Below are 17,524 nucleotides of genomic sequence, written 5' to 3'. Positions count from 1 at the left end.
CTGTGTCAGGCGGCAACAAACGAGTAGCGTAACGATGAGTTTGAACCTGGTAAGTGAACAATTACTGTCGGCAAATGGCCTGAACCATCAGGACCTGTTTGCCATTCTTGGCCAACTGGCTGAGCGCCGTCTCGATTACGGCGATCTTTATTTTCAGTCGAGCTATCACGAATCCTGGGTTCTGGAAGACAGCATCATTAAAGATGGGTCGTACAATATTGACCAGGGCGTAGGCGTCCGGGCGGTAAGCGGCGAGAAAACCGGTTTTGCCTATGCGGACCAAATCAGCAAACTGGCGCTTGAACAGAGTGCCCAGGCGGCGCGTACTATCGTCCGCGACCATGGCGACGGCAAAGTGCAGACGCTCGGCGCGGTGGAATACAGCTCTCTCTATACCAGCGTCGATCCGCTGCAGAGCATGAGCCGCGAAGAGAAACTGGATATCCTGCGCCGCGTTGATAAGGTGGCGCGTGCTGCCGATAAGCGCGTGCAGGAAGTTTCCGCCAGCCTGAGCGGCGTCTACGAGCTTATCCTGGTGGCGGCAACGGACGGGACGCTGGCCGCTGATGTCCGTCCGCTGGTTCGCCTCTCCGTGAGCGTGCTGGTGGAGGAAGACGGCAAACGCGAGCGCGGCGCCAGCGGTGGCGGCGGGCGATTTGGCTATGATTATTTCCTTGCGCCGCTGGATGGCGACGTACGGGCGGATGTCTGGGCGCGTGAAGCGGTACGTATGGCATTAGTCAATCTGTCCGCGGTTGCCGCGCCAGCCGGAATGCTGCCGGTAGTTCTTGGCGCGGGCTGGCCTGGCGTGCTGCTGCATGAAGCCGTCGGCCACGGTCTGGAAGGTGACTTTAACCGTCGCGGCACCTCGGTCTTCAGCGGTCACATGGGCGAATTAGTCGCCTCTGAACTGTGCACCGTCGTGGATGACGGCACCATGGCCGATCGCCGTGGCTCGGTCGCGATTGATGACGAAGGTACGCCGGGTCAATACAATGTGCTTATCGAAAACGGTGTCCTGAAAGGTTATATGCAGGATAAGCTCAACGCGCGTTTAATGGGCGTTGCGCCGACCGGTAATGGTCGCCGTGAATCCTATGCGCATCTGCCGATGCCGCGGATGACCAACACCTATATGCTGGCCGGTAAGTCGACGCCGCAGGAGATTATCGAATCGGTCGATTACGGTATCTATGCGCCGAACTTCGGCGGCGGCCAGGTGGATATCACCTCCGGTAAATTTGTCTTCTCGACCTCGGAAGCTTATCTGATTGAAAAAGGCAAAGTGACCAAGGCAGTCAAAGGCGCGACGCTAATCGGTTCCGGTATCGAAGCGATGCAGCAGATTTCTATGGTCGGTAACGACCTGAAGCTGGATAGCGGCGTTGGCGTATGCGGTAAAGAAGGGCAGAGCGTGCCGGTCGGCGTCGGCCAGCCGACGCTGAAAGTCGACAACCTTACCGTTGGCGGCACTGCCTGATAACCCCTGGTCCCGGCGGCGCGAAGCCGCTGCCGGGATGTCAATTAACGGGTCATCCCGCGCCCGTGCATTCCCTGATAGATCTTCGCCACCTCGACAAAATAATCCGTCAGATAGTTAATACATACCTGCACCTTCAGCGGCAGTTTGTCTTTTTCGGTATACAGCGCATAGACCGGCCGCGGATCCGATTGATAGCTCGGCAGCAGGATCTCCAGTTCACCGCGATTGATCTCGTCGATCGCCCACATCAGCGGAACGTAGGCCACGCCAACGCCGGCAGTCAGCCAGCGGATCAGCGTCATCGGATCGTTAGTGACGAAACGCCCTTGTGGGATCAGGCGTGTTGAGATCCCCTCCGGGGCGATAATTTCGAACTCATTATCTGGCCGTACGCTATATTCCAGCCACGAGTGGCTGGCGAGATCCGCCGGTTTTTCCGGGCATCCCGCGTGCTGAAGATAGCTTTTCGCCGCGCAGAGCACCATCGGCATCGAGCCCAGCCGCCGTGAGAAGAGGCTGGAATCCTGCAATGCGCCGACGCGTATTACCACGTCGAGGCCATCGGCAATCAGGTCTGGCGCAGGGATGCCGGTCACCAGATTAATCGATAAACCCGGATATTCTTTGAGCATTTCGGCGGTTATGCGCGCCAGCACATTCTGTGCCATAGTTGAAGAGCTACCGATGCGCAGCGTGCCGATGGGAGTATTGTTGAAGGCATACAGCTGTTCATGGACGTCCTGCGCTTCAAAGAGCATTCTTCGGCAGCCCTGGTAATAAATTTTACCCGCTTCTGTTAAGCCCAGGCTGCGGGTGCTGCGGTTGAGCAGCTTTACCTGTAGCTCGTCTTCCAGTTTAGCAACGGTCTGGCTGATAGATGAAACGCTCATCTGGAGCTGGCGTGCGGCGGCGGTGAAAGAGCCCAGCTCAACCACTTTGGCGAACACCGACATGCGTTTTAGTCGTTCCATTATTCACTCTGGCTTAAAAGTGATTTAGATCACATATTATAGATAAGGCTGCAATTGTTACGTTAATATATAGTTAGCTACATAATAAACGCATCACGCTACCACCTGTACGCTTCTTATCAAGGTCATCATGAGTCTGTTTCCTGTCATAGTGATTTTCGGCTTATCGTTTCCGCCGATCTTCTTTGAGCTGCTATTGTCGCTAGCTATCTTCTGGCTGGTGCACCGTTTGCTGGTTCCGACCGGTATTTATGATTTTGTCTGGCACCCTGCACTGTTTAATACTGCGCTGTATTGCTGTCTGTTTTATCTGATATCGCGCTTGTTCGTTTGAGGTCGATGTGAAAACACTAACAAGAAATATCCTGCGTACTGCCATCACTGTGATACTGGTTATTCTGGCGTTTATCGCTATTTTTCGCGCATGGGTGTACTACACCGCGTCGCCGTGGACGCGCGATGCGCGCTTTAGCGCCGATATCGTCGCCATCGCCCCGGATGTGTCTGGGCTCATTTCACAGGTGAATGTCAAGGATAACCAACTGGTTAAGAAAGACCAGGTATTGTTCGTTATTGACCAACCTCGTTACCAAAAAGCGCTGGCGGAGGCGCAAGCTGATGTCTCCTATTACCAGACGCTGGCTCAGGAAAAACGCGTTGAAGCCGGGCGCCGTAACAAGCTCGGCGTGCAGGCGATGTCGCGCGAAGAGATTGACCAGGCCAACAACGTGCTGCAAACCGTAGAGCATCAGCTGGCGAAAGCGGTGGCCAGCCGCGATTTAGCCAAACTGGATCTCGAACGCACGGTGATTCGCGCGCCGGCCGACGGCTGGGTGACCAACCTGAACGTCTACGCCGGCGAATTCATCACCCGCGGTTCGACCGCGGTCGCTTTGGTGAAACAAAATACCTTCTACGTGATGGCATACCTGGAAGAGACTAAGCTGGAAGGCGTGCGTCCGGGCTATCGCGCCGAAATCACTCCGCTCGGCAGTAGTAAGGTGATAAAAGGTACCGTTGACAGCGTTGCCGCGGGCGTGACTAACGCCAGCAGCAGCAGCGATACAAAAGGGATGGCCTCTGTTGACTCCAACCTTGAGTGGGTGCGTCTGGCGCAGCGCGTGCCGGTACGTATTCGTCTTGACCAGCAGCAGGGCAACCTCTGGCCGTCGGGCACCACCGCAACCGTCGTCATTACCGGTAAAGAAGATCGCGACGCCAGTCAGGCCAACTTCTTCCAGAAAGTCGCCATGCGCTTACGTGAGTTTGGTTAATCGCCATGGGGACCTATACCATTGCTCCCCGGCATCTCCGCTTTGCCATTAAGCTTGCATGCGCGGTGGTGCTGGCGCTGTTTGTCGGCTTTCATTTTCAGCTTGAGACGCCGCGCTGGGCCGTACTGACCGCAGCTATCGTGACCGCCGGCCCGGCATTTGCCGCCGGCGGTGAACCCTATTCCGGGGCGATTCGTTATCGTGGAATGTTGCGTATTGCCGGGACGTTTATCGGCTGTATTGCCGCGCTGGCGATCATTATCCTCATGATCCGCGCGCCGCTGTTGATGATGCTGGTCTGCTGTCTCTGGGCCGGTTTCTGCACCTGGATCTCCTCGCTGGTGAAGGTGGAAAACTCCTACGCCTGGGGGCTGGCGGGTTATACGGCGCTGATTATCATCATCACCATTCATACCGACCCGATGCTGGCGCCGCAGTTTGCCGTCGAGCGCTGTAGCGAAATCGTCATCGGGATCGTCAGCGCCATCGTTGCTGATCTGCTATTTTCCCCGCGCTCCATCAAAAAAGAGATCGACCTCGAACTGGATAACCTGCTATTGGATCAGTATCGCCTGATGCAGCTTTGTGTCGCCCATGGCGATAGCGAGGTGGTGGACAAAGCCTGGGGAGCGCTGGTGCGCCGTACTGCCGCGCTGGAAGGAATGCGCGGCAATCTGATCATGGAATCTTCGCGCTGGTCGAAGGTCAACCAGCGGCTAAAGGCGATCAACACGCTATCGCTGACGCTGATTACTCAGGCCTGCGAAACCTATCTGATCCAGAACTCACGCCCGGAGATGGTGACTGACGACTACCGCGAGCTGTTCGCTGAGCCAGTGGAAACGGTACAGGATGTGCATCAACAGCTTAAGCGTATGCGCCGCTTCCTGACATGGAAAGGTGAACACAATACGCCGGTCACTATTTATAGCTGGGTCGGCGCGGCGACGCGTTACCTGCTGCTCAAGCGCGGCGTGGTTGGCAACACCAAAATCAGCCGTATTGAAGATGAAGTTCTACGCGGCGAGACGGTGGTGAAGGTTGAGTCCGCCGAACGTCACCACGCGATGGTTAACTTCTGGCGAACCTCCATTTCCTGTATTCTCGGCACCCTGTTCTGGCTATGGACCGGCTGGACATCCGGTAGCGGGGCGATGGTCATGATTGCCGTGGTGACCGCGCTGGCGATGCGTCTGCCTAACCCGCGGATGGTGGCCTTAGACTTCCTCTATGGCACCCTTGCCGCTTTACCGCTCGGCGCGCTGTTCTTCCTTGTCGTCATGCCTGCGACGCAACAGAGCATGCTGCTATTGTGTATCAGCCTTGCCGCGATGGCGTTCTTTATTGGCATTGAGGTACAAAAGCGGCGGTTGGGATCGCTGGGGGCTTTAGCGAGCACCATCAACATTTTGGTGCTGGATAACCCGATGCAGTTCCAGTTTAGCCAGTTCCTCGATAGCGCCCTGGGGCAGATTGTCGGCTGTTTCCTCGCGCTGATGGTGATTCTGTTAGTGCGTGATAACTCGCAGGCACGCACCGGACGGGTGTTATTGAACCAGTTCGTCTCGGCGGCGGTCTCTTCGCTCACTACTAACAGCGCAAGGCGAAAAGAGAACCATTTGCCGGCGCTGTATCAACAGCTGTTTTTACTGCTGAACAAGTTTCCCGGCGATATCGCCCGCTTTCGCTTAGCGTTGACGCTGATTATCGCGCACCAGCGTCTACGCGATGCCCCGGTGCCGGTAAACGAGGATCTGTCGGCCTTCCACCGTCAGCTGCGGCGAACCGCCGATCACGTTATCTCCGCCGGCAGCGATGATAAGCGCCGCCGTTACTTTACCCGTCTGCTGGAAGAGCTTGATGTTTATCAGGAAAAACTCCTTCACTGGCAGGCGTCGCCCCAGGTTACTGAGCCGGTGCGACGGCTGGTGGATATGCTGAAAAAATATCAGCACGTGCTCACCAATAGCTAACCTGCGAACCGACGCCCCGGCGTCGGTTTTTTTATCGCTATACTTATTTGGTGTAGAGGGACAGAGCGGAAGGGGCGCCGGGCAATGACTATTTATACCTTTGATTTTGATGAAATAGCTGAGCAACAGGATTTCTATCGTGAGTTTTCCCGCGCCTTCGCGCTACCGGATAAGCAGGTGGATAACCTTGACGCGCTGTGGAGCGCGGTGACGGGAGGGCGCCTACCGTTCCCGCTGGAGATTGAATTTGTCCATCTGGATGAAAAACAGCGTCGTCGCTTTGGCGCGTTAATTTTGCTGTTCGATGAAGCGGAAGAGGAGCTGGAAGGACAACTACGTTTCAATGCCCGTTGGGCATAAAAAAGCCCCCGGCAGGCGGGGGCAAGTCGTCGGATAAGACGACGAGGGTTTATTTGTACAACTCAGCAGTCGCGTGCCAGCTGTCGCCGGTACGAGCTTCAATAATGCGGTAGCTACTGGCGCCTTCTTTCTCGGCTTTAGCCGCCAGTTCCTGGCGCATATCCATTGGCGCGCTACCTACTTGCGATACAGAGATAGTGCCCATTGGTTGCAGGTTTTGTGCTTGATCGGCGTTCACTTGCTGTACGGCTGCGCTTGCGCCGAAAGAGAGAACAGATGCCAGACCCAGGGATGCGATGATAATTGCGCTTTTCATAATCTTGACTCCAACCTTATGTGCAGCGGCGGGAGATTTCGTATGAACCCAGGCCGCTGAAGAGATACTGTTTCAGTTAATGACCGACAATCGTTAAAGCTTATTTATAAAGTTCAGCAGTGGCGTGCCAATGGTCGCCGGTGCGAGCTTCGATAATGCGATAAGAAGAAGCACCTTCTTCTTGTGCTTTTTTGTTCAGCATTTCATGCATATCCATCGGGGAAGAACCTACCGCGCCGATAGATACGGTGCCCAGTGACTGGCGGCTTTCCGCTTGAGTGCTGTTGATTGAATCAGCGGCGAAAGCGCCAAAGGACAGTACGGATAGCATGCTGAGTGCGGCTACAGTGGTTTTGATTTTCATGATGTTCACCTCGTCGAATTTTATTATTAGGGGGCTTTGTTTCGTGACCCTCATCACAAAATCAAGTATACACTAATCACCAAAAATATTAATACCATGCTAATTGTTTTCAGTGTAAATAATTTCCAAGAAATGTCGTTTTTATAACGTATAAGAATTAGAAATGTCATTCATGGGGTGAATATCATGATTATTTATATTTAAATCAAATAGATATTGCGCTTTGATCTTTTGTGCGCTTTAGCCGTTATCATTCGGTAAAGGAATGTATAGAGGTGGAAAACCACACTAAATGTTAAAAAAATGCTGCTTTATTTGAAGGTTTGGGGGATAGCATTTTGCGGGGAAGAACCCTCTGGCAGGAACCAGAGGGGGAGCGCTTAGAGTTCCTGTTCGAACAGGACCAGAATCGCGTCGTAGAGATCTTTAACGGAAAAACCGCGGGCAGGGGTGGTAAAGATAGTGTCATCACCCGCGATACTACCCAGAATACCTTCGGCTTTGCCTAAGGAATCCAGCAGGCGTGCGATTAGCTGCGCCGCGCCGGGGCTGGTGTGAATCACCACCACCGCATCGTTATAATCGATGTCCAGCACCAGATTTTTCAGCGGGCTGGAGGTCGTCGGCACGCCGAGTTCGGCAGGCAAACAGTAGACCATTTCCATTTTGGCGTTACGCGTGCGAACGGCGCCAAACTTTGTCAGCATGCGGGAAACTTTCGATTGGTTGATGTTCTCGAAACCTTCTTCCTGCAGCGCCTGAACGATTTCGCCTTGCGAGCTGAATTTTTCTTCTTTAAGCAGCGATTTAAACGCTTTAACCAGTTCTTCTTGTTTTGCCGAACTACGCATAAGTCACCCAGATTATGGTGGTAAAAACAACATCATTATGCATACAAGTGCATTTTTATGCAAATAATCCGCAAAGGAATAGCGTAAATAATGTTATGAAAGGCGCATATTTTAGCAAATAACCCTGATGAGGAACATGCCTGCATCACAGCGGGTAAATTGCTGTAAAAGTGAAATAAATGTTATGAAATTGATATTGTTTTGCCGAGTGAGCTGGGTGTATTGTAACCAATAGTCGATCCGGTACTACGGCTTTGCTGGATGGCCAGTCTCAGGAAGAAAAATGCGAATTTGCTGCATCATTGCGCGTACCCCGCATTCTTCAGCCATAATTATTGTAATTGTTCATCTTGTGAATTAAGGTCCAGGCGACGGAATAACGAAAGACTATATTAACCATAATAAGGAGTTTAGGATGAAAGTTGCAGTCCTCGGCGCCGCTGGTGGAATCGGCCAGGCGCTTGCCCTACTACTTAAGACCCAACTGCCTTCAGGTTCAGAGCTCTCGTTGTACGACATCGCTCCGGTTACGCCGGGCGTGGCGGTAGATCTAAGTCATATTCCCACAGATGTAAAAATCAAAGGTTTCTCCGGTGAAGATGCCACCCCGGCGCTGGAAGGCGCTGATGTGGTGCTGATTTCCGCCGGCGTCGCGCGTAAGCCCGGCATGGATCGTTCCGACTTATTTAATGTTAATGCCGGTATCGTTAAAAACCTGGTGCAGCAGATCGCAAAAACCTGTCCGCAGGCCTGCATCGGTATTATCACCAACCCGGTAAATACCACCGTCGCTATCGCCGCCGAAGTGCTGAAAAAAGCCGGTGTGTACGATAAAAACAAACTGTTTGGCGTTACCACCCTCGATATCATTCGTTCTAATACTTTTGTCGCCGAGCTGAAAGGCAAGTCGGCAACAGAGGTTGAAGTTCCGGTCATTGGCGGCCACTCTGGCGTCACTATTCTGCCTTTACTGTCGCAGATCCCTGGCGTCAGCTTTAGTGAGCAGGAAGTCGCGGATCTCACCAAACGTATTCAAAACGCCGGGACGGAAGTCGTGGAAGCGAAAGCGGGCGGCGGATCGGCGACGCTGTCGATGGGCCAGGCCGCTGCGCGTTTCGGGCTCTCACTGGTGCGTGCAATGCAGGGTGAAAAAGGCGTGGTTGAATGTGCCTATGTCGAAGGTGACGGCCAGTATGCCCGTTTCTTCTCGCAGCCGCTGCTGCTGGGCAAAAATGGCGTGGAAGAGCGCCAGTCCATCGGTAAACTTAGCGCTTTTGAACAGCAGGCGCTGGAAGGCATGCTGGATACGCTGAAGAAAGATATCGCCCTCGGCGAAGATTTCGTGAATAAGTAATGTCTACTTAGCAGAAAAGCCGGAACCGTCGTTCCGGCTTTTTTATCGCCTCATATCCCTGCCGAATGCGCCGCCTGGCGGCTAAATCTGCTAAAATCCCCGCGTCTTAAGCCCTAAGCAATGAGGACGTTGTGAAAAAGATCGAACGAAAGCAGACCAGGGACCACATTACGCAAATCATTCGCTATCAAATTCTGTCCGGAGCGATGAAAGCGGGAGATGAGCTGGCGCAGGAGAGTATTGCCGAGCAGCTAGGGCTTTCACGTATGCCGGTTAGAGAAGCGTTGCAGTCCCTTGAGCAAGAGGGCTTTCTGGTGCGCTTGCCTAACCGCCATATGCAGGTATCAAAACTGGTGCCTGATGATGTTAGCCAAATTTTTCGCGTGATCGCGGTGATGGCTGCCGAATTGTTCACTCTGGTGCCGGCAAACCAGGGGGAATTGCTGCTCGGGCGCGCACAAGCGCTGGCGCAGCCTGGCGACAAAACTCGCGAACTGGAATTTCATCAGTTGCTGATTTCCTATCTTGATAACCGCTATCTGGCGAAGGCTTATCAGCAATTTTTGGATGGATATATCTCTTATGTCATCCTGTATCTGAAAGACGATAGCCAGGAATCGGCACTGATACTACATGAACTGGCCGGAGCCATTAGCCGCGGCGATGCGGGCAATATTGCTCAGGCAACACAGCGTTATTTCCTCATGCTTGCGGAAATTATGCGTCAACATATGAAGGATTGGGAAAGTGCAGAAGCCTAAATTAGGGAAAATTAAGCTTCTTTCGGCGAAAGAGCAGGTCGCGGCGGTATTACGCAAAGCGATTCTTTCGCGGGATTTAGTGGAAGGGCAGGAGATAACTCTCGAAGGCATTGCCCGTATGGTCGGCGTTTCCAGCATGCCGGTACGCGAAGCGTTTCAGATTTTAGCCGCCGATGGCCTGATTAAAGTCCGCCCCAATAAAGGCGCGGTGGTGTTGGGGATCAACGAGCAGACGATCCGCGAGCATTATGAAATTCGCGCGCTGCTGGAAAGCGAGGCGGTGGCGAAAGCTTCCCGTCCCGGCACGGATATTTCGCGCATTGCCCAGGTACACTACTCAGCGGAAAAAGCGCTGGCCGATAATAACTTCACTGAATATTCCGACCTGAACCAGGCTTTCCATATGGAGATCTGGAACGCCGCAGGCAACGAAAAAATGAAGATGCTGCTTTGTAATATGTGGAACGGACTGTCGATGGGGTACAAGGTGACCGAAGCGGAGTATGCCGCTATCTCCATCCACGAACATAAAGAGATTTTACAGGCACTTGAGCAGCATAATGAAGAGCTGGCGCGCCAGCGTATGCGCAAGCATATTATCCGCTCGATGGAGAACATGTTAACGCGCTACCTTCCTGATACTACCGTGTAACGCCAATTGCCTGTGTAGCAACTGCAGGCTTTTTCTTATTGATCATCGTTATTAATCACTTCTTGTGACGATCTGCGCAGGATCTTGATGCAGATCGCACTGCGCGATCTTTCCTCAAAAACGCATTGACTTACTTTTTGCATGGGAATAATTTCTCCCTCGTCAATATTGGATACAATATCATATATCATTGATAGGGATAATTATAAGTATGGAACCGATTACCATCACCTTATGTTTGCTGGTGTTCGCTATCGTCATGTTCGTCTGGGAGAAGGTGCCTTTGGCAGTGACTTCCATGGTGGTCTGCGTGGCGTTAGTACTCACCGGCGTGTTGGATCTAAAACAAGCTTTTGCTGGTTTTATCGACTCCAACGTCATTCTTTTTGTCGCCATGTTCGTCGTCGGCGGGGCGTTATTTGAAACCGGGATGGCCAATAAAGTCGGCGGGGTGATCACTCACTTTGCCAAAACCGAAAAACAGCTGATTTTCACCATCATGGTGGTGGTCGGCGTGATGTCGGGCTTTCTTTCCAACACCGGTACGGCGGCGGTGCTGATCCCGGTGGTGATTGGCGTCGCGGCGAAATCGGGTTTTGCCCGCTCTCGTTTACTGATGCCGCTGGTATTTGCCGCCGCCCTCGGCGGCAACCTGTCGTTGATTGGCGCGCCCGGCAACCTGATCGCGCAATCGGCGTTACAGAATATTGGTAGCGGCTTTGGCTTTTTTGAGTATGCGAAAGTGGGTTTACCGATGCTGCTCTGCGGCATCCTCTATTTCCTGACAATTGGCTATAAATTTCTGCCTGCTACCGGGAATAGCGGCGAAGTCGGCGGCGTCGGCGAACAGCGTGATTACAGCGACGTTCCGCGCTGGAAACAGATCCTGTCGCTGGTGGTGCTGATCGCCACGATCCTCGGCATGATTTTTGAGAAACAGACCGGCATTAGCCTGACGGTTGCAGGCTGTATCGGTGCGTTGGTACTGGTGTTTACCGGCGTGCTGACGGAAAAGCAGGCTTACAAAGCGATTGATTCACAAACTATTTTCATTTTTGGCGGCACGCTGGCGCTGGCAAAAGCGCTGGAAATGACCGGCGCGGGCAAGCTGGTTGCCGATCATGTCATCGGCATGCTGGGCCAGAACTCTTCCCCGTTCATGTTGATGGTGGTGGTCTTTGTACTGTCCGTCATCATGACCAACTTTATGTCCAATACCGCTACCGTCGCGCTACTGGTACCGGTGAGTTTGTCGATAGCGGCCGGTATGGGCGCCGATCCGAAAGCGGTCCTGATGGCGACCGTTATCGGCAGTTCCTGCGCCTACGCGACGCCGATCGGTATGCCCGCCAACATGATGGTGCTCTCGGCCGGCGGCTATAAGTTTGTCGATTACGCCAAATCCGGCCTCCCTCTGATTATTGTTTCGACCATTGTCAGCCTCGTACTGCTGCCAATTCTTTTCCCTTTTCACCCGTAATTTACGGACGCTGTTCTGACTAAGGAGCCTTTATGAGCAAAAGCGAACAGATATCCCGAATGACCGATATTATGGCCAAATTCGTGGGATATACCGGCAAAGTATTGCCTGATGACGTCACTGCAAAACTGAAAGAGTTGCATAAAAAAGAGACCAGCCAGCTGGCTGACGTCATCTTTACCACCATGGTTGAAAACCAGCGTCTGGCCAAAGAGCTGGATCGTCCCTCCTGCCAGGACACCGGCGTGATTCAGTTTTTGGTTGAGTGCGGCGCCAACTTCCCGCTGATTGGCGAACTGGAAGCGCTGCTGCGCGAATCGGTGATTAAAGCCACCGTGGATTCTCCGCTGCGCCATAACAGCGTGGAGACCTTTGACGAATACAACACCGGTAAAAACGTGGGTAAAGGTACGCCGACGGTATTCTGGGAGATCGTCTCCGATTCCGACCAGTGCAGCATTTACACCTATATGGCCGGCGGCGGCTGCTCGCTACCGGGTAAAGCGATGGTGCTAATGCCGGGCGCCGGTTACGAAGGCGTAACCCGTTTCGTACTGGATGTGATGACCAGCTATGGCCTGAACGCCTGTCCGCCGCTACTGGTTGGCATTGGCGTCGCGACCTCCGTTGAAACCGCGGCGCTGCTGTCGAAGAAAGCGCTGATGCGCCCGGTGGGGTCGCGTAATGAGAATGAACGCGCGGCATCGCTGGAGAAAATGCTCGAAGACGGCATCAACAAAATTGGCCTTGGCCCGCAGGGGATGTCCGGTAACACCTCGGTGATGGGCGTCAATATCGAAAACACTGCGCGCCATCCTTCCACCATCGGCGTGGCGGTCAACGTCGGCTGCTGGTCGCACCGCAAAGGACATATCGTTTTCGATAAAGATTTGAATTACACCATTACGTCTCACACAGGAGTGGCTTTCTGATGACTAAAAAAATACTCACTACGCCAATTAAAGATGAAGATTTAGCTGATATTAAAGCGGGCGATATTATTTATCTCAATGGTCATATTGTTACCTGTCGTGATGTAGCTCACCGTCGTTTAATTGAAGGCGGTCGTGAATTACCGGTCAACGTTGCCGGCGGCGCGATATTACATGCCGGGCCCATTGTGCGGCCGATTAAAGGTACGGAAGATAAATTTGAAATGGTTTCTGTTGGGCCAACCACCAGTATGCGCATGGAGAAATTTGAAAAAGAATTTATTGCTAAGACCGGTGTGAAATTAATCGTCGGCAAAGGCGGCATGGGTAAGGGGACCGAAGAGGGCTGTGCCGAACATAAAGCGCTCCACTGTGTCTTCCCGGCCGGCTGCGCGGTGGTCGCCGCGGTATGTGTTGAAGAAATTGAAGACGCCCAGTGGCGTGATTTGGGTATGCCGGAAACCTTATGGGTTTGCCGGGTGAAAGAATTTGGTCCGCTTATTGTGTCGATCGATACCCACGGAAATAACCTATTTGAGCAGAATAAGGTGATATTTAATCAGCGCAAAGAAATTGTCGCCGATGAAATCTGCCAGCACGTAAGTTTCATTAAATAATTCCCGGTTAAATATCTTGCGCAGTAATGGCGAGAATTAATTTCCGCGATAAAGAGGCTTCTGACTATGTGGTCTGGGGAAATCCACTCGGCTATCGCGGTTGTTCATCACGCCATTATTGCGCTCCTCCAAAGGCTATTTTATGACTGATGCCGTTCTGTTAGGCGAAGGCTTCACCCTGATGTTCCTCGGCATGGGCTTCGTGCTGGCGTTCCTGCTGCTGCTCATTTTCGCCATCCGGGGAATGTCTCTCGCCGTTACCCGTCTGTTCCCTGAGCCGCCTGCCGCGCCCAAACCGGCGCCTGCGGCCGTCGCGCCCGCCGACGACTTCGCCCGTTTAAAGCCGGCGATTGTCGCCGCCATTCACCACCATCGCCGCCTTAATTCTTAATTCACGGAGGAATTCATGACCGTTGCCATTACCGATGTCGTCCTGCGCGACGCCCACCAGTCCCTGTTCGCCACCCGTCTGCGTCTCGACGATATGCTGCCCGTTGCGGCTGCGCTCGACGACGTCGGCTACCGCTCCCTCGAATGCTGGGGCGGCGCCACCTTTGACGCCTGCATCCGCTTCCTCGGCGAGGACCCGTGGGTCCGCCTGCGCGAGCTGAAAAAGGCGATGCCGAAAACCCCGCTGCAGATGCTGCTGCGCGGCCAGAACCTGCTCGGCTACCGCCACTACGCCGATGACGTGGTGGAGCGCTTTGTCGAGCGCGCCGTCAAAAACGGCATGGACGTGTTCCGCGTCTTTGATGCCATGAACGACCCGCGCAACATGCAGGCCGCCCTGCAGGCGGTCCGCCGCCACGGCGCCCACGCCCAGGGCACCCTCAGCTACACCACCAGCCCCGGCGCACACCCTGCAGACCTGGCTCGACCTCACCGAACAGCTGCTGGAGACCGGCGTCGACTCCATCGCCATCAAGGACATGTCCGGCATCCTCACCCCGCATGCCGCCTTTGAGCTGGTCAGCGAAATCAAAAAACGCTATGACGTCACCCTGCACCTGCACTGCCACGCCACCACCGGCATGGCGGAGATGGCGCTGCTGAAGGCCATTGAAGCCGGCGTCGACGGCGTCGATACCGCCATCTCCTCGATGAGCGCCACCTATGGCCACCCGGCCACCGAAGCGCTGGTGGCCACCCTCGCCGGCACGCCGTACGACACCGGCCTCGATATCCACAAGCTGGAGAGCATCGCCGCCTACTTCCGCGAGGTGCGCAAAAAATACCACGCCTTCGAAGGCCAGCTGAAAGGCACCGACAGCCGCATCCTGGTCGCCCAGGTGCCGGGCGGGATGCTCACCAACCTTGAAGGCCAGCTGAAGCAGCAGAGCGCCGCCCACCGTCTGGATGAGGTACTGGCGGAAATCCCCCGCGTGCGCGAGGACCTCGGCTTCATCCCGCTGGTGACCCCGACCTCGCAGATTGTCGGCACCCAGGCGGTGCTCAACGTGCTGGGCGGCGAACGCTACAAAACCATTGCGAAGGAGACCGCCGGTATTCTGAAAGGCGAATACGGCCACACTCCGGCCCCGGTTAACGCCGCCCTGCAGGCGCGGGTGCTCGACGGCGCCGACGCCGTCACCTGCCGCCCGGCGGATTTACTCAAGCCGGAGCTGGCGGAGCTTGAAGCCGACGTCAAACGCCAGGCGCAGGAGAAGGACATCACGCTTGCCGAAAACGCCATCGACGACGTGCTCACCGTGGCGCTGTTCCCGCAAATCGGCCTGAAGTTCCTCGAAAACCGCCACAACCCGGCGGCCTTTGAGCCGGTGCCGCAGGTGGAAGAAGCAAAATCTGCCGCGCCGGCAAAAGCCGCCGCCTCCGGTATCTACACCGTCGAAGTGGAAGGCAAAGCCTTCGTGGTCAAGGTCAGCGACGGCGGCGACGTCAGCCAGCTGACGACGGCCACCCCGTCTTCCGCACCGGTTCAGGCTGCCGCCCCGGCCGGCGCCGGCACCCCGGTGACCGCGCCGCTGGCGGGCACCATCTGGAAGGTGCTGGCCAGCGAAGGCCAGGCGGTGGCGGAAGGCGAGGTGCTGCTGATTCTGGAAGCCATGAAGATGGAAACCGAAATCCGCGCCGCGCAGGCCGGTACCGTACGCGGTATCGCGGTGAAATCCGGCGATGCGGTGGCGGTCGGCGACACCCTGCTGCAGCTGGCGTAAGGACGAGGAGCGCAAATGGAAAGTCTGAACGCCCTGATTCAGGGCATGGGGCTGATGCACCTGGGGGCCGGCCAGGCGGCGATGCTGCTGGTCAGCCTGCTGCTGCTGTGGCTGGCGATTGCTAAAAAGTTCGAGCCGTTACTACTGCTGCCGATTGGCTTCGGCGGCCTGCTCTCCAATATCCCGGAGGCCGGGCTGGCGCTGAGCGCGCTGGAAAACCTGCTGGCCCATCACGACCCGGTCCAGCTGGCGGTGATTGCCGCGAAGCTCAACTGCGCGCCGGACGTCCACGCCATCAAGGAAGCGCTGGCGCTGGCCCTGCCGTCGGTACAGGGGCAGATGGAGACGCTGGCGGTGGATATGGGCTACTCCTCCGGGGTGCTGGCCATCTTCTATAAGGTGGCGATTGGCTCGGGTATCGCGCCGCTGGTGATCTTTATGGGCGTCGGGGCGATGACCGATTTCGGCCCGCTGCTGGCCAACCCGCGCACCCTGCTGCTGGGGGCGGCGGCGCAGTTCGGGATCTTCGCCACCGTGCTCGGGGCGCTGACGCTGAACTACTTCGGCTTCATCCACTTCACCCTGCCGCAGGCGGCGGCCATCGGCATCATCGGCGGCGCCGACGGCCCGACGGCTATCTACCTGTCGAGCAAGCTGGCGCCGGAGCTGCTGGGGGCCATCGCGGTGGCCGCCTACTCCTATATGGCGCTGGTGCCGCTGATCCAGCCGCCGATCATGAAGGCGCTGACCAGCGACAAAGAGCGGAAGATCCGCATGGTGCAGCTGCGTACGGTGAGCAAACGCGAGAAGATCCTCTTCCCGGCGGTGCTGTTGCTGCTGGTGGCGCTGTTGCTGCCGGACGCCGCGCCGCTGCTGGGGATGTTCTGCTTCGGCAACCTGATGCGCGAAAGCGGCGTGGTGGATCGGCTGAGCGATACGGTGCAGAACGCGCTGATTAACATCGTCACCATCTTCCTCGGGCTGTCGGTGGGGGCCAAACTGGTGGCGGACAAGTTCCTGCAGCCGCAGACGCTGGGGATCCTGCTGCTGGGGGTGATCGCCTTCTGCGTGGGCACCGCCGCCGGGGTGATCATGGCGAAGCTGATGAACATGTTCAGTAAACACAAGATCAACCCGCTGATTGGCTCGGCAGGGGTGTCGGCGGTGCCGATGGCGGCGAGGGTGTCCAACAAGGTGGGTCTGGAAGCGGACGGGCAGAACTTCCTGCTGATGCACGCGATGGGCCCGAACGTGGCCGGAGTGATCGGCTCGGCGATCGCCGCCGGGGTGATGCTCAAGTACGTGCTGGCGATGTAAGCCGGCATCCTTCCCGGATGGCGGCTGGCGCCTTATCCGGGCTACCGGTCCGCTCCGGTTTGTAGCCCCGGTAAGCGCAGCGCCACCGGGGAGAGGTTCCCGGATGGCGGCTGGCGCCTTATCCGGGCTACCGGTCCGCTCCGGTTTGTAGCCCCGGTAAGCGCAGCGCCACCGGGGAGAGGTTCCCGGATGGCGGCTTGCGCCTTATCCGGGCTACCGGTCCGCTCCGGTTTGTAGCCCCGGTAAGCGTAGCGCCCCCGGGGAGAGGTTCCCGGATGGCGGCTTGCGCCTTATCCGGGCTACCGGTCCGCTCCGGTTTGTAGCCCCGGTAAGCGCAGCGCCACCGGGGAGAGGTTCCCGGATAGCGGCTGGCGCCTTATCCGGGCTACCGGTCCGCTCCGGTTTGTAGCCCCGGTAAGCGCAGCGCCACCGGGGAGAGGTTCCCGGATGGCGGCTGGCGCCTTATCCGGGCTACCGGTCCGCTCCGGTTTGTAGCCCCGGTAAGCGCAGCGCCACCGGGGAGAGGTTCCCGGATGGCGGCTGGCGCCTTATCCGGGCTACCGGTCCGCTCCGGTTTGTAGCCCCGGTAAGCGCAGTGCCCCCGGGGAGAGGTTCCCGGATGGCGGCAGGCGCCTTATCCGGGCT

General features: G+C 56.0%; 17 protein-coding genes and 1 pseudogene. 14 read left to right on the top strand and 4 right to left on the bottom strand.

Going from position 1 to position 17,524, the window contains the following annotated elements; all coding sequences use genetic code 11:
- The first annotated feature begins 34 nt into the window (after positions 1-34).
- Positions 35-1,480, top strand: coding sequence for a metalloprotease TldD (gene tldD, locus EAE_RS04705; protein WP_015369467.1), 1,446 nt, complete (start codon positions 35-37; stop codon positions 1,478-1,480).
- Between the two features lie 44 nt (positions 1,481-1,524).
- On the opposite strand, the gene aaeR is transcribed toward tldD, so the two are convergent.
- Positions 1,525-2,454 (bottom strand): HTH-type transcriptional activator AaeR, encoded by a 930-nt coding sequence (gene aaeR / locus EAE_RS04700; RefSeq protein ID WP_015703623.1) that lies wholly within the window; start codon positions 2,452-2,454, stop codon positions 1,525-1,527.
- 130 nt (positions 2,455-2,584) lie between these two features.
- On the opposite strand from aaeR, the gene aaeX reads away from it, so the two are divergent.
- The 4 genes from aaeX (at position 2,585) to EAE_RS04680 (ending at position 6,061) form a co-directional block, all read left to right on the top strand.
- Complete coding sequence (aaeX, locus tag EAE_RS04695) at positions 2,585-2,788, top strand: p-hydroxybenzoic acid efflux pump operon protein AaeX (RefSeq protein ID WP_002918640.1); 204 nt, start codon at positions 2,585-2,587, stop codon at positions 2,786-2,788.
- Positions 2,789-2,795: 7 nt separating this feature from the next.
- A complete protein-coding gene (gene aaeA, locus EAE_RS04690; protein ID WP_015369469.1) occupies positions 2,796-3,728 on the top strand; it encodes a p-hydroxybenzoic acid efflux pump subunit AaeA in 933 nt (310 codons plus the stop codon).
- 5 nt (positions 3,729-3,733) lie between these two features.
- Positions 3,734-5,701 (top strand): p-hydroxybenzoic acid efflux pump subunit AaeB, encoded by a 1,968-nt coding sequence (aaeB, locus tag EAE_RS04685; protein WP_015369470.1) that lies wholly within the window; start codon positions 3,734-3,736, stop codon positions 5,699-5,701.
- A gap of 84 nt (positions 5,702-5,785) precedes the next feature.
- Positions 5,786-6,061 carry a barstar family protein gene (locus tag EAE_RS04680; protein WP_015369471.1) on the top strand — a complete coding sequence of 92 codons (276 nt, stop codon included), beginning with the start codon at positions 5,786-5,788 and terminating at the stop codon, positions 6,059-6,061.
- A gap of 49 nt (positions 6,062-6,110) precedes the next feature.
- Here EAE_RS04680 and yhcN-B read toward each other — a convergent pair whose 3' ends face one another.
- From yhcN-B to argR, 3 genes are all read right to left on the bottom strand, one after another.
- On the bottom strand, positions 6,111-6,377 hold the full coding sequence (yhcN-B, locus tag EAE_RS04675) for a DUF1471 family stress response protein YhcN-B (RefSeq protein ID WP_015369472.1): 267 nt from the start codon (positions 6,375-6,377) through the stop codon (positions 6,111-6,113).
- Between the two features lie 100 nt (positions 6,378-6,477).
- Complete coding sequence (gene yhcN / locus EAE_RS04670) at positions 6,478-6,741, bottom strand: peroxide/acid stress response protein YhcN (RefSeq protein WP_015369473.1); 264 nt, start codon at positions 6,739-6,741, stop codon at positions 6,478-6,480.
- Positions 6,742-7,121: 380 nt separating this feature from the next.
- Positions 7,122-7,592, bottom strand: a complete 471-nt coding sequence (gene argR, locus EAE_RS04665) for a transcriptional regulator ArgR (RefSeq protein ID WP_015369474.1) — start codon at positions 7,590-7,592, stop codon at positions 7,122-7,124.
- 415 nt (positions 7,593-8,007) lie between these two features.
- On the opposite strand from argR, the gene mdh reads away from it, so the two are divergent.
- The 9 genes and pseudogenes from mdh to EAE_RS04620 all read left to right on the top strand — a co-directional run bounded on the left by mdh (position 8,008) and on the right by EAE_RS04620 (position 16,879).
- On the top strand, positions 8,008-8,946 hold the full coding sequence (gene mdh, locus EAE_RS04660; protein WP_015369475.1) for a malate dehydrogenase: 939 nt from the start codon (positions 8,008-8,010) through the stop codon (positions 8,944-8,946).
- Positions 8,947-9,077: 131 nt separating this feature from the next.
- Entirely contained in the window at positions 9,078-9,707 is a 630-nt protein-coding gene (locus EAE_RS04655; protein WP_015703622.1) for a GntR family transcriptional regulator, read from the top strand.
- Positions 9,694-10,359 carry a GntR family transcriptional regulator gene (locus EAE_RS04650; RefSeq protein WP_015703621.1) on the top strand — a complete coding sequence of 222 codons (666 nt, stop codon included), beginning with the start codon at positions 9,694-9,696 and terminating at the stop codon, positions 10,357-10,359. The genes EAE_RS04655 and EAE_RS04650 overlap by 14 nt, the downstream gene beginning before the upstream one ends.
- Before the next feature lie 211 nt (positions 10,360-10,570).
- A complete protein-coding gene (locus tag EAE_RS04645; protein ID WP_015703620.1) occupies positions 10,571-11,839 on the top strand; it encodes an SLC13 family permease in 1,269 nt (422 codons plus the stop codon).
- A gap of 32 nt (positions 11,840-11,871) precedes the next feature.
- Entirely contained in the window at positions 11,872-12,771 is a 900-nt protein-coding gene (gene ttdA / locus EAE_RS04640; protein WP_015703619.1) for a L(+)-tartrate dehydratase subunit alpha, read from the top strand.
- Positions 12,771-13,388, top strand: coding sequence for a L(+)-tartrate dehydratase subunit beta (gene ttdB / locus EAE_RS04635; protein ID WP_015703618.1), 618 nt, complete (start codon positions 12,771-12,773; stop codon positions 13,386-13,388). Before ttdA ends, ttdB begins: the two co-directional genes overlap by 1 nt.
- A 142-nt stretch (positions 13,389-13,530) precedes the next feature.
- Positions 13,531-13,779: an oxaloacetate decarboxylase subunit gamma gene (locus EAE_RS04630; protein ID WP_015703617.1), complete on the top strand. Its 249-nt coding sequence runs from the start codon at positions 13,531-13,533 to the stop codon at positions 13,777-13,779.
- Between the two features lie 15 nt (positions 13,780-13,794).
- Positions 13,795-15,562: pseudogene (oadA, locus tag EAE_RS04625) on the top strand (sodium-extruding oxaloacetate decarboxylase subunit alpha).
- 15 nt (positions 15,563-15,577) lie between these two features.
- Positions 15,578-16,879 carry an oxaloacetate decarboxylase subunit beta gene (locus tag EAE_RS04620; protein WP_015703616.1) on the top strand — a complete coding sequence of 434 codons (1,302 nt, stop codon included), beginning with the start codon at positions 15,578-15,580 and terminating at the stop codon, positions 16,877-16,879.
- Positions 16,880-17,524: the final 645 nt, after the last annotated feature.

Source organism: Klebsiella aerogenes KCTC 2190 (assembly GCF_000215745.1).
Taxonomy (GTDB): domain Bacteria; phylum Pseudomonadota; class Gammaproteobacteria; order Enterobacterales; family Enterobacteriaceae; genus Klebsiella; species Klebsiella aerogenes.
The sequence above is the reverse complement of the archived record's forward strand: the minus strand, read 5'-3'. Positions and strand labels throughout refer to the sequence as shown.